This window comes from Enterococcus sp. DIV1316a (assembly GCF_050536915.1).
In the GTDB taxonomy this organism is placed as follows: Bacteria; Bacillota; Bacilli; order Lactobacillales; family Enterococcaceae; genus Enterococcus; species Enterococcus faecalis.
Map to the genome: position 1 here is coordinate 119,475 of NZ_CP172913.1, position 12,477 is coordinate 131,951.

Consider the following 12,477-nt stretch of genomic DNA (forward strand, 5'->3'; position numbering starts at 1 on the left):
AATAGAAAAGCAGGAAAATAAAAAGGATCTTGTTGGAAGTTTAATGCTTAAAAATGTAAGCGGAATCATTTTTGTTGGAATGCTAAAAAAGGGAGTAGAGTTATGAGTAATGAAAATATCGTCTTAGCAAGAAATACAGAGCGTGCACCAAAGCATCCTCTCGCAGCCCAAACAGTCGCATTTTCCCACTATAATCATTTGTCGGCACAATTACCTATTGAGCCAACCTCTGGACAATTGGTAGAAGGTGGCATTCGGGCCCAAGCGACACAATGTTTGAAAAATATCCAAGCGGTTGTTGAAAGTATCAACCATGTGATGAGTGACATTGTCAGAATGACCATTTTTGTCAAAGATATGCGGGATGCTGCCGCAGTTGAGGAGGTCTATGCGGCCTTTTTTACCCATTATTATCCAGCTAAAACAGTGGTTGCCGTCGCAGATTTGCCGTTAGGCGCTTCTGTTCAAATGGAGGCACTTGTTTCAAATGGGGAAGGAACTATCCCTAATGCACCTCAAGCTGGGGATTTAATTAAATTAACAAATCAGACTGTTCAGGCACCAATTGATGCTCTAGCCAGTCAAACGGTCGCGTTTTCTCACTATAACAATCTGTCTGCACAATTGCCTATAGATCCTCAAACGGGCAGAGTTGTGGCTGGCTGTGTTAAAACGCAAACAAAGCAATGTTTGAAAAACATAAAAGCCATTTTAACCAGTATTGATGTGCCTTTTGATGATATTGTGAAGATCAACATTTATTTAAAAGATTTATCTAAGCTGGAAGCTGTCAATCAAGTACATGCCGCTTTTTTCCCAGATTCAGGAATTGCGCGCACGGTCAATTATATGCCAGCACGAACAGTGATTGCTGTTGCTGATTTACCAATGGGCGCGGCGGTGCAAGTAGAAGCGGTGGTTTCTCATGGGGATGGTACGCCACCACAAGCGATTGAAGATCGACATGGATTAATTATTGAAGCAAATAATACAGAGCACGCACCGAAGTGTCCATTTTCGACACAAACTGTTGCTTTTTCTCATTACAACCATCTATCAGCTCAGCTACCATTGGACCCTAAAACAAATGCGTTAGTCGCTGGCGGAATCAAGGAACAAACGACGCAATGTTTAGAAAATATTAAAGCGATTATTGAAAGTGTGGATCACAGCTTAGCTGATCTGGTGAAAGTGAACATTTTTGTGAAAGAGATTGAAGAGCTGGCGGCAGTAGATGACGTCTACCAAACGTACTTCCCTGAAGGCACGCCTGCAAGAAGAGTGATTGGTGTGACGGATTTACCAAAAGGTGCTCAGATTCAAATCGAAGCGATTGCTGGGAACGCAGAAGGTACGCCACCAATTGGTTAAACAGTAGAAGAAACAAACGTCAGCTGGCTTCTGAAGCCAGCTGACGTTTTTAGTATTTAGATAAATCAGTAAAGTAAGCTAGTTGCCATTTTTGTGTTTTTTTGGCGGTTTGATTAAGGTTTTGGCACCAAGAAGGATAAAAACGGGCCGCCATTTTGCCTTTTTGTTGATTCGTTTTGAGAATTTTTTGTTGGATTAAACATTCTTTCGGCAGAAGAAAGAGACCTTGCTTTTCTTGATCAGCAATGACAATTGCTAACATTTCAGGGGCTTCCGTTGCATCAAAGGCTTCGTTCTGATTTTGTTGATTTTTTTCCCAGAAGGCTGCAAAATAGCCTTCTTTTTTCGGCGTTTTTTTGGCTAAACGACTGCGGATAAGTTGTTGCGATTCATTAACTTGACATAAAAAGCCTTCATATTCGGCATTTTGTTTTTCTTCGGAAAGCAGGGTGATCGCGCCCACTGCTTTTTCAAGTATTGGCAATGAATTCATAGGGAATGTCCTTTCTTTTCGTTTAATGTCGGTAAGAGTTCTTGGATAATGGTTAATCCTTTCGCCAATACCTCAAGCTGATTGGAGGCCAAGGAAATTCGTAAAAAAGCATCTGGCTGATTTTGCACAGTAAAGCGGCTCGAGTGAAAAAGACGTACCCCATTTTGGAGAAATTCTTGTTCAATTTGCGGCGCCGTTTTTTCGGTAGAAAGGGGAATAGTTCGGTAGTACGGCAAAGGATTGCTAGGTCTAGCTAACCCAAAAATGGTATCAAATAAGTCATTGGCTTGTTTTGTTAAAGCCAATTTTTCTATCACTAATTCTTCTGCAACTGGTGAGCGTAAGACTTGGGTGACAATTTCAGCATCAAAGCCAGAAGTTTTAACGTTAATGTTAAAAATCGCACGCTCTATTTCTTGGCGAAGAAGCGGAGGGAAAACAAGGTACGCAATGCGTAAGCCTGTACAGACAAACTTTGTCATCCCCGCTAAGTAAATCGTTTGTTGAGGTAAGAGTTCTTGAAACGTTGGTAAAACTGCTTGCTGTGCATAAGTTGTTAAAAAAGAATGAATGTCATCTTCAATTACCCATAAGTGTTCTTGCTGAATGATTTCAGCTAAAGTCATTCGGCGGGCGCTAGACATTTGGAAACCAATCGGGTTATTACATGCGGGCATTAAGAAAATACCGTGTATTTTTTTCTTTTTGCATTCTTGCAGTAAATGCTCTGGGTCCATCCCCTCGGAATCATAGCCAATCGGGACGATTTCTAAATGATAAAGCTGGGCGAGTTCAATAAAATTTGAATACGTGTATCGATCTACGGCAATCCGCTGACCTGGAGAAAAAGCGGCGGCTAACGTCACGGCCAGCCCATTCTGGACACCAGATACAATGGCAACTTCTTCGGCATTGGTCCGAACGCCTTGTGTCTGAAGCCATTCGGCAGCGGTTGCTCGTTGAAAGTGCGTACCTAAAGGATCGCGATAATTTAGCAAACTGTTAAGGGCCGCATTTTTACTAACGGATTCAATAAAAGGTAAAATCCGCTGATTACACATATCAAAGGAACTAACCAGCCCTAAATCAATTAGATGGTCCGCTACTTGGTTGGTAGAGATTGTAATTGAGTGAAACGCGTTGGGAGAAACGAAAGTGCCGCTACCGATGTTGGTATAAAGTAAGCCTTTTTCCATAGCGTGTTTATAGGCTTGACCAATCGTCGTGAAATTCAGATCCAAGTAATCAGCTAATTCTCTTTGCGAAGGCAATTTCACATTTTTTTGAAGCGCACCAGATAAGATATCCGCTTCTAATTGTTGAACCAATGATTGGTAATAAGGTCTTGTTAAACGTTCTTTAACAGGGCGCCATGACAACGCATAGTTCTCATAGGAATTAATCGGCATGAGGGGAACTTCCTTTCTATAAAATTGTATTCCATACAATTATAACATTGAGTGTATTGTTTGTCTGGTTTATGATAGCGCAAAGGGAGGAATTCAGATGGACATTATTTCTTATGAGAGGGTCATTCAACAATTGTCGTTTTCCGAAGCAATTCAAGTGATGAAACGTTGCTTTGCAGAGTTGCAAAAAGGAAAAATTTCGCAAAGTGAGCGCCATGTAGAGGTTTTACCAGATGGGGAAAATCAGAATCTTTTTGCATTAATGCCTGCTTACTTAGGAAAAAATCGCTTTTTTGGGGCAAAAATCATTACAGCTTTTCCAGAAAATCCACAAAAAAATTTGGCCTCACATCTTGGTCAAATTTTATTGTTTGATAGTTCTACTGGAAGACCAGTTGCGATGATGGACGCCAATGCGATTACGTGGCTTCGCACAGCAGCTGTTTCTGCTTTGGCAACCGATTATTTAGCAGCTCCAAATGCAAAAAGTATCGCTTTGATTGGTGCAGGTCAACAAGCTTCGTCTCATCTCGCAGCGCTACAAAGCGTTCGGGCGATTGAAAAGGTTTTTATATATGACCGCACAGCAGAACGCGCACGAAAATTAATCGCTAAGCAACAGCACAATTACCCCGAATGTACCTTTATTGGTTGTTCTTCTGTCCAAGAAGCCGTCCAGGAAGCGGAAATTATCTGTACACTAACTTCCAGTCAGGACGCATTTTTAGAAGAAAAAGACGTTTTGCCGAATGCCCATATCAATGCGATTGGCACATTCACGCCGACTTCCAGAGAATTAACAAGCGACCTTGTTAAAAACAGTCAAGTGTTTGTAGATGAGTATGCGGCTGCATTAAAAGAAAGCGGGGATCTTTTAATTCCGATTTCAGAAGGTGCCTTTTCAGCTGAAAAAATTGTAGGTTCTCTCGGCGAATTAGTCACTGGCAAAGTTAAACTAAAGGCGGAGCAGAAAGGCCGCACGATTTTTGATGCGGTTGGCTTAGCAGTTGAGGATTTGTGTTGCGCGGAATACATTTATCAAAAAATACAAGGAGAGAATTAAAATGAGTTATCCCTATTATATTGTCGATGCTTTTGCGGAGGAAGTTTTTAAAGGCAATCCCGCCGCTGTTTATGTTTTGGAAAAATGGTTGCCAGAAGCGGTGATGCAAAACATTGCGATTGAAAATAATTTGTCAGAGACTGCTTTTACGGTCAAGGAGGGACAAAGTTACGCCCTGCGCTGGTTTACGCCGGAACGAGAAATCGATCTCTGTGGACATGCTACATTAGCGACGGCTTTTGTGTTATTTAACTATTATTCCGTTGCGGAAGAAACACTCCATTTTACTAGTCAAAGTGGACCGCTCGCAGTGACCAAAAAAGAGGAATACTATTATCTAGATTTTCCTTATATCCTACCGGAAAGGATTCCAATTTTGCCAGAGTATGAAGCCGCTTTAGGCACGAAAATTTATGAAGCTTATTTGGGTCGCGATTTATTTTTTGTCTTAAAAGACGAAGAGACAGTGGCAAAAATCACACCAGATTTTTCTGCATTAAAAGCATTGGATTTAGGAGTAGGAGTCATTGTAACGGCATCAGGAGACTCGGTGGATTTTGTTTCACGAACTTTTTTCCCGAAACTAAGAATTAACGAAGACCCAGTTTGTGGTTCTGCGCACGCCAATTTAATTCCTTATTGGGGAAAACGGCTCAATCAAACGACCCTTTCGGCCTATCAAGTGTCCCCAAGAGGCGGCTTTTTAACTTGTGAAGTGAAAGAAAATCGAGTCATTATTGGTGGTACTGCTAAACTATTTGCAAAAGGGGAAGCTTACTTACCTGTATAAAAGTACACCGACCGCTAGCAATTCGTCGTTAGCGGTCGGTGTACTTTTTAAATAGAATAGTTGCGAGAAACAAAGGGAACTTCTTCACCATTTTCGAGCTGATTTAGGTACAAGGCTAACATGAAAAAGTAACCTGAGAGTAAGTTGACTACATCATACAGCTGCGGATCAATTTTTTTACCACCATAGTCCATGCGATAAAGTAAACGAACAATATCTTTGGCTTTGGCTCTTAAAATGTGTGCATAAGAGGAACAGATTGTGCCCATCGGTAAAACAAAAGGACGATTTTCTTCGTATGTCAGTTCATTCATAGCATTGACACGTTCCAAAAGCCATGCTATTTCTTCCTCTGTGACTGTTAATTTTGTTCGGGTCGTTGGATTGACATGGTAGATTAACTCGCAAATTTTGGCTAGTTCTTCTGTTAGTGCAGGTTGTTCAGGGACGTCTAATTGTTGCACGTATCCTCGTAGAAGACCTGTCATCGAGGCCAATTCATCAGTCATTAATTCAAAATCACATCGTAAATCTTCTGGTTTAGAAGATAGATACGGGTACGCTTCATACGGACTGCGGTACATTTTTTCCATTCAATTTCCCTACTTTCTAAAAATAAAAAGCCCTCAAAAAGAATGCACGAAAGCCAATCTTTTTGAGCGCCGTTGCTCGACTGTTCACAGTACACCATTGTACTTGCTAAGGTAATCATAGCCAAGAGTGAAGGGAGAGTCAAGGGGGAATCAAAGTTGGAGAAAGAAAATGAAGCTAAGAATTACCAGAAGTAAACCAATCAATAAACTGACAAGACCAGAAAGTTGACCTAATCGTTGTTGGGTAGAAGAAGGTTGATCGGTAACAGTGAGCAAACTTGAGAAAAAGTTCATTTTTTTCACGAGTATTAAATACGCAACAATAAGCAAAAGAATACCCGAAAAAAGGTACGAAAGGGGCTCAGAAATAACTTTTTGGGCACGAAGTAAAAAAATTCCTATGAAGAGGACAACAAAACCATACTTAAGAAAAGTTTCTTTTGACATGTTGAAATCGCTTCCTTTTGGTTGATGAATTTTATTAATAGTCACTATTCTTATGATTAAATTATAGGACTTTGAGGGCGGTGGAGCAAAGGAAAAACGGAGAATGGTGGGAGGAAAGTGTGATAACACAAAAGAAAACCCGCTAGAAAACCTAATTTATAGGTTTTCTAGCGGGTTGATTGTTATTCCCTCCCAAAAGCCAACAACTTTGGTAATAGGAGAGGTGATATTTATGCAGATGTAAAGTAATTTAAAATAGGCATGTTCATTTAGAATATTATCAACTAAGGTTAAATAAGTCTTTAGATATTTAGGTTTTATAAAATAAAATATTTCAACATCAGTAATGATTTTGGTAATAGGGCTTTTCCAATAATTACATAATAATTATTTCGTAGAAACTTAATTTTATCACCAAAAATTAGTTGATTATAAAGAAATTTTTCATTCGGACTTGTATTAAGGGTTTGTGATTAAAAACATATTGTTACTATTCAAACTATGAACAACACAATTCCCATTTAAGTTATATGAATTATACAAGTATCATTTTGTTTTCTAGGACATGCGGTACGGAAGAAACACCATCTAGGTTCTATTGATTTTTGCGAAAGCCAAATCATTAACAAAACACCTCTCTTTCAGTTAGTTACCTTCTAATCTCCAACACCAGTACAGAGGGTTACAACCATTATACTGAGTACAAACTCTTATGACACATGCACCTCTAGGTTTAATTTCGTTATAGTCTTTTAACCAATTCATATTCATATGCTCCTTTCCTATTGTTTAAAGATTGATATAACAAGATTTATTCCAACACCATCTCCATGCGCAACCCCCATTATTTGGACAAGAAACTGAGATACAAGTTTTAATTCCGCAAGTTAAACCTGAACAATTGCCACGCAGTGAAGGTTCACTAAAATTTAACCAATTCATTTCAAATTCCTCCTTTCTATTTAATTATGAAAAATATAATAGTAGGCAGAAAAATGACTACTATTAAAATAACAAAAATAATTAATAAAATTTTAAGAATCTTGTTCATCATTTATTCCTCCTATATTTAACAATTTAAAGTTTTAAAATCGAGTAAGAACTTTTTACATTTAATTTTTGATGAGAAGAAATAACAACAATTTTTTCTTTTGATAACTCTTCAACAAAGTTTGTGATTAATTTGGCGTTGTAAGCATCTAAGGACGATATTATTTCATCAAAAATAAAAATATCTGGATTAGTTAGTGCAGCCCTAGCTATACATAATCTTTGTGCCTGTCCACCAGAGATAGTTTCACCACCCTTATAGATGTAAGTATCATAACCATTTTCTAACTTGCTAATAAATTCATGCAAATTTAGTTTTTTACAGATATCAATAATTTCTTCTTGAGTAATATTTTTGTTGTATAATTTCAAATTATTAGAAATAGTTTCTGAGAAAATAAGACTTTCTTGAGTCACGTAGCATATTATTTTCCTATATTCTTTATTTGGAATATTTTGTATGTTAACTGTATCAAAAAAGATCTGTCCTGAATAACTTGTTATTAGTTTGGTCAGTATATTAAATAATGTAGTTTTTCCAGAGCCGCTTTCTCCACTAACTAAGTTAATACTACCACTACGAAATTCAAAATTCAGATTCTTTAATATATGTTTGCTGTCTACATAGTAATTCAAATTATTTATTAGGACAGTATGAATATTTTCGGTCTTAATATAATTCTCTTCAACTACCTTAAAATGATACTTACCGTTTGTTGTTATATTATGGATTCTTTCTAAGGAGACAAGCATATTTTGAATACTGCTATTTATTTTTGTTAGGCTTAATGCCGATTGCTTGAACTTTTCGGAATAGGAATTGAAAGATATCAGGGAACCTAAAGTAAATGTCCCCATGAATATCATATAAATTCCTAAGATGAGAACTACCATATTATTTATGAACAAGACAATTTGAAGTAGAATTTCGGATTTTGTTTCAATTAGTATTTTTGTAATACCTATATCATAAATATTTCTGATTTTGCTAGTGAAGTGGTTACCCCGATCAGTCTCTTTATTGAAAATTTTTAGCAATTTAAAATTATTGAGAGATTCTGTGATAAATGAAATATAGTCATCATGTTCATTTTTCAATTCCAGTTGTTTTTTTCTCAATTTTTTTCCTGTGAAATAATATATAAAACTTGTAATTGGAAAAATCAATATGAAAATGATGCTTAGTGTAGAGTTTAAGAACAGCATAATTCCAATTGTAATGAAAAAACTTAAAATATCTATGATCATACTTAAAAGAGTAGATAAAATATTTGAAAAAACCATAGCATCTTCTTCAATAAGGTTTAACAATTTACCGTCGTTATTTATTAGAAAATCTTTGTAGGACATCTTAAAAATAGAGTTGAAAATTTTTTTTTTCATATCAATTTCTATCTTACTGACTATTTCAATTGTTTTTTTGTTCTTAATATATAAGAAAAACATTGAGAAAACAAAGAAAGTAGCCATGAATAAAAGATTATTAACTATTGCTAAATTTGAAAATGTTGTTACACCATCTATTACTTTTCCTAAGAAAAATGGTTGAGTAAGATTTATTAAATTTGCCATTATTGTTGCAAACAATAATGAGGAAAATTCCCATTTTGATAGATCTAGTTCTAAAATATATTTGAAAACTAAACTGATTTCTTTTTTCATTAACCATCTACCATCTGATTTGAATATACTAGCTCAATTAGTTTTTCTGCATTGTAGCGTATAGAATTACATTTTCTTTCAGAATTAATTGTTATATAAGGACATCCTCCCATACATGCTGGCAGTACCTTACACTCCATACATTTTTTATCAGTAATTGCTTCATAATTCAAGTATTCAACCATAACATTATTATACAAGGGACCTTCAACAACATTTCCAACAGCTTTTTCTTTTCTACCAATTTCATTCCAACATTTATACAAATCGCCTAGTGGATCAATTACATAATTATTCAATGAAATAGCACCACAAATCCCTAAATTTTGACCAGGAATATTTATTAAATTAAATCCTCGTTTAAGTGCTTCAATATAGAAATTGAACTCTTCCTCTGAGAATTCTTTATCGCTAAAACATTGTGGATTAGGCTTTTGCGAAGCGCTATCATCTACTGCAGCGATATAAAAACCTAATTTATTTCGAAGACCTTCTTCTTCTAAAATATCTAAAATTTCATGAACTCTAGATATATTAGTGCGGTCTACGTTTACTCGAATAACTATCTCCAAAAGATCATATGAATTTTTGATATTTTCTAATATGGTATTGAAAGTTTTTTTACCATTCCTAGGAACTCTACGAGTATCGTGGATATCTGGGGGTCCATCTAACGTAATTTGAGCAGTTTTAACCCCTAAACTGGCTAATAATTCTGCATTTTTTCTAGACAGGTAGAATCCATTTGTAATTATATCTGCTTGATAGCTTTCTTTTAAAGATTCATTTTCAAACAATTTGTTAGTAATTCTTTCGATATTTTTAATGCCCAATAATGGTTCTCCACCATACCAACAAATACCAAAAGGAGTATTTTGTATGTAAAAATTTTTTATGAATTCTATTGTTTCATTCTCGATTGTTTGAGTCATTGTATTATATCTAACTCCTTCTTCAAAACAGTAAGGACATGCAAAATTACATTTCATTGTGGGAGCAATAGTAAAACTAATTCCTTGAGTGTTGAAACGAGTCGCATTGTTTAGTACCTTTAGTTGTGACACTTCATCTACTTCATCTGAAACAAGCATACTTCCTTTAGTCAATTCTTTCTCTAAATCTTTTTTATTACATTTTTTTCCTTTTTTTAAATTAAGATATTCATTTTTATATTCATTGTTAAGAAATAGAACACCAGAAGAAAAAGTATTATAAACTATGATTCCATCTGGAATTTCTTTTTCAATATTAAATGTAGATAATTTCACAATGATCACTCCAATCCAGCTAGAATTTCTAAAAATAAAGTTAGTTAATAATTAATAAAACAATTACCGTTGTATGAAGAGCATTTTCTGATTTTGCAGTTAGCGCTGTTACTTGTACAATTGAATAATGTACACGTTATAACACCTCTTTTTTCTATTTTTGTTTCTTCAGTAAGCCATTTCATAGTAAAAACCTCCTTTTTTATATATTACACAAGAAAGCGATTTCAGTAAATACTGTAATGATATTTTCTTCTGTATTTTATTTTTTTAAAATAATTCACAAAAATTTTATTATTAAAATGAGATGTTTTAGATGATATTTTAAGAAATGTAATTTGTTTTTTTATTTAATGACTTTGATCAGCCAAAATCTCTAAAGAGTTTTCGATAAAAAAACACGCATACTGCGCGTGGAGGTCAGAGCTTTAGCGATAAAAACTCCTTTCGATATAATAGATAAAGGCTACCAACCGTTATCAAATCGAAAGGAGTTTTTGAATGTCGAACGACGATAAAAGTTTAGCACATACTCGTTGGAATTGTAAGTATCATCTTGTGTTTACACCAAAATATAGAAGAAAAGTAATCTATGGTCAATTGAGGCGAGATATAGGGAAAATACTAAGAAAATTGTGTGAAATGAAAGAAGTCGAAATCGTTGAAGCGCATGCAATGCCCGACCATATCCATATGTTGGTAAGAATTCCACCGAAGTTGAGTGTATCAGGTTTTATGGGTTTCTTAAAAGGAAGAAGTGCAGTAGTCATTCATGAACGTCATGCGAATTTAAAATACAATTATGGAAATCGATATTTTTGGTCAAAAGGCTATTATGTGAGCGCTGTAGGACTGAACAAAAAAACGATAGCTAAGTATATACGAGGACAAGAAGCAGAAGATCGAGTAAGGGATAGTATAAACAAAAGAAAGTATAAAGATCCATTTAGGAAGTAACAACTAGATAAGAATAGAAAGTATAGTATTGATTGCTTTTATTTTTTCAGCATTTGATAATAATTCGTAATGTGATACGTAAAAGTCATAGTTATATGTTTGACCATCGATCCAGTTTTTAGGTTGATCGGTGACTGAATTAGATAGATCAAATTCATTTTCATCTAATCCCAAATTTTTTGTTGCTGGCTGATAGGATTCGCCTTTCTTAATCGTTTTGTAATATACGTTATCGACATAAATTTTCATATTGAATGTATCAACTAATTCTACTTTTTTGTAATCAAAACTGATTGTAGTATTATTATTTACTATGACAGATTTTACATTATATTCGTTTAAGATGTAGCCGCTAATTTCTTCCGCAAAGTCTGTGTACTGCTTATCTTTTTCAATCATTTCACTTTTAGTCTTTATAACTTTACCTTCACAAATTACATTTACAGTCACCTTATATTTAGTGACAGGCGTTGGCTTTGGTGTTGTCGATTCCTTTTTAGTACCGTACCATGCTATTCATTCATTTCTCCAGCCAACTTTTAACAGCTTTTTTTTGTTCTGCATAGTTTACCGTGTAACTTTGGGAACTAGCTTTTGCATTTTGATTATACGCACGATATAGTGGTACAGTTTTTTCGTGTCTGAATACCATCCGATTCTCTAATACTTCCAACCAACTTTATTAAAATGATTCTTTTCATTAGTGTTTGCCGTGTAAAAATGCTCTCCGCTGTTTGGGTTGTACAAACGATGCAAACATTGCTAAGCTTAAATATAAAAGTGTCACTAATTTTTTCCTTTTCATTTTTCGTACTCCATTTCTAAATTAACAACTGATGTAATCATATCAAAAAAAGTACTAATAAATTTATTTAATGTCTAATAAAAGGTCTTTTGATTTCTAAACAAAATGGTGAAATACCTTTAATCTTGATTGAGAGAGTTTAAAGGGGATAGCCATTATGAAATTAGAACAGGAAATAGTGAATCGTATTAGAGAACTCAGAACTTCTAAAAACATGACTCAAGAACAGTTAGCTGATAAAATTGGGTTTGCTGTTTCGTACTTGGGTAGGATTGAATGAGGGAAGTCTGCAAACATTCAAATAAGTACACTGGAAAAAATTATCGAAGCCCTTGATGGAGATTATCCAGCTTTCTTTTCATTTGGAACAACAACTAATAGAGAAGCTGCTGTTATTCACGCTCTATCTTTATCAAAGAATAAAGATGAACTGCTCAATATTATTGAAAGAATTGTTAATATTGAGCAAAAATAGATTGTAGAGACTGTAAATATTGGCGGTTTTTTTATTGTGCATATACATGAGATAGAGAATAAATTTTTGCTGAGGTTTATGCTTCTAAATGCTT

General features: G+C 35.0%; 14 protein-coding genes. 5 read left to right on the forward strand and 9 right to left on the reverse strand.

All coding sequences use genetic code 11. The features are described 5' to 3' along the window. The first annotated feature begins 102 nt into the window (after positions 1–102). Positions 103–1,371: a RidA family protein gene (locus tag IGL56_RS00505; RefSeq protein ID WP_002356139.1), complete on the forward strand. Its 1,269-nt coding sequence runs from the start codon at positions 103–105 to the stop codon at positions 1,369–1,371. Between the two features lie 49 nt (positions 1,372–1,420). Here IGL56_RS00505 and IGL56_RS00510 read toward each other — a convergent pair whose 3' ends face one another. Together IGL56_RS00510 and IGL56_RS00515 are read right to left on the reverse strand one after the other, a co-directional pair. Next, positions 1,421–1,864, reverse strand: coding sequence for a MepB family protein (locus IGL56_RS00510; RefSeq protein WP_002356140.1), 444 nt, complete (start codon positions 1,862–1,864; stop codon positions 1,421–1,423). Further along, positions 1,861–3,273, reverse strand: a complete 1,413-nt coding sequence (locus IGL56_RS00515; RefSeq protein WP_002373794.1) for a PLP-dependent aminotransferase family protein — start codon at positions 3,271–3,273, stop codon at positions 1,861–1,863. Before IGL56_RS00515 ends, IGL56_RS00510 begins: the two co-directional genes overlap by 4 nt. A gap of 97 nt (positions 3,274–3,370) precedes the next feature. On the opposite strand from IGL56_RS00515, the gene IGL56_RS00520 reads away from it, so the two are divergent. Both IGL56_RS00520 and IGL56_RS00525 read left to right on the forward strand, forming a co-directional pair. Then, the gene (locus IGL56_RS00520; protein WP_002356142.1) at positions 3,371–4,336 is read left to right on the forward strand and encodes an ornithine cyclodeaminase family protein; all 966 of its coding nucleotides are present in this window, start codon (positions 3,371–3,373) and stop codon (positions 4,334–4,336) included. A 1-nt stretch (position 4,337) separates the two neighbouring features. Continuing rightward, on the forward strand, positions 4,338–5,126 hold the full coding sequence (locus IGL56_RS00525; protein WP_002356143.1) for a PhzF family phenazine biosynthesis protein: 789 nt from the start codon (positions 4,338–4,340) through the stop codon (positions 5,124–5,126). 47 nt (positions 5,127–5,173) lie between these two features. Here IGL56_RS00525 and IGL56_RS00530 read toward each other — a convergent pair whose 3' ends face one another. The 4 genes from IGL56_RS00530 to IGL56_RS00545 form a co-directional block, all read right to left on the reverse strand. After that, entirely contained in the window at positions 5,174–5,719 is a 546-nt protein-coding gene (locus IGL56_RS00530; RefSeq protein ID WP_002385445.1) for an ATP:cob(I)alamin adenosyltransferase, read from the reverse strand. A gap of 150 nt (positions 5,720–5,869) precedes the next feature. Further along, positions 5,870–6,211 (reverse strand): hypothetical protein, encoded by a 342-nt coding sequence (locus IGL56_RS00535; RefSeq protein ID WP_002385444.1) that lies wholly within the window; start codon positions 6,209–6,211, stop codon positions 5,870–5,872. A 1,032-nt stretch (positions 6,212–7,243) separates the two neighbouring features. Continuing rightward, positions 7,244–8,878, reverse strand: a complete 1,635-nt coding sequence (locus IGL56_RS00540) for an ABC transporter ATP-binding protein (protein ID WP_002356147.1) — start codon at positions 8,876–8,878, stop codon at positions 7,244–7,246. Continuing rightward, on the reverse strand, positions 8,878–10,146 hold the full coding sequence (locus IGL56_RS00545; protein WP_002356149.1) for a radical SAM/SPASM domain-containing protein: 1,269 nt from the start codon (positions 10,144–10,146) through the stop codon (positions 8,878–8,880). The genes IGL56_RS00540 and IGL56_RS00545 overlap by 1 nt, the downstream gene beginning before the upstream one ends. 501 nt (positions 10,147–10,647) lie before the next feature. On the opposite strand from IGL56_RS00545, the gene tnpA reads away from it, so the two are divergent. Next, positions 10,648–11,103: an IS200/IS605 family transposase gene (gene tnpA / locus IGL56_RS00550; protein WP_002356150.1), complete on the forward strand. Its 456-nt coding sequence runs from the start codon at positions 10,648–10,650 to the stop codon at positions 11,101–11,103. 3 nt (positions 11,104–11,106) lie between these two features. Here tnpA and IGL56_RS00555 read toward each other — a convergent pair whose 3' ends face one another. The 3 genes from IGL56_RS00555 to IGL56_RS00565 all read right to left on the reverse strand — a co-directional run bounded on the left by IGL56_RS00555 (position 11,107) and on the right by IGL56_RS00565 (position 11,859). Continuing rightward, the gene (locus IGL56_RS00555; protein WP_010773887.1) at positions 11,107–11,502 is read right to left on the reverse strand and encodes a hypothetical protein; all 396 of its coding nucleotides are present in this window, start codon (positions 11,500–11,502) and stop codon (positions 11,107–11,109) included. Between the two features lie 121 nt (positions 11,503–11,623). Continuing rightward, a complete protein-coding gene (locus tag IGL56_RS00560; RefSeq protein WP_429861299.1) occupies positions 11,624–11,755 on the reverse strand; it encodes a hypothetical protein in 132 nt (43 codons plus the stop codon). A gap of 8 nt (positions 11,756–11,763) precedes the next feature. Then, positions 11,764–11,859 carry a hypothetical protein gene (locus IGL56_RS00565; RefSeq protein WP_221887222.1) on the reverse strand — a complete coding sequence of 32 codons (96 nt, stop codon included), beginning with the start codon at positions 11,857–11,859 and terminating at the stop codon, positions 11,764–11,766. Between the two features lie 206 nt (positions 11,860–12,065). Here IGL56_RS00565 and IGL56_RS00570 point away from each other — a divergent pair, with 206 nt between their 5' ends. Then, a complete protein-coding gene (locus IGL56_RS00570; RefSeq protein WP_002356153.1) occupies positions 12,066–12,188 on the forward strand; it encodes a helix-turn-helix domain-containing protein in 123 nt (40 codons plus the stop codon). The last annotated feature ends 289 nt before the right edge of the window (positions 12,189–12,477 follow it).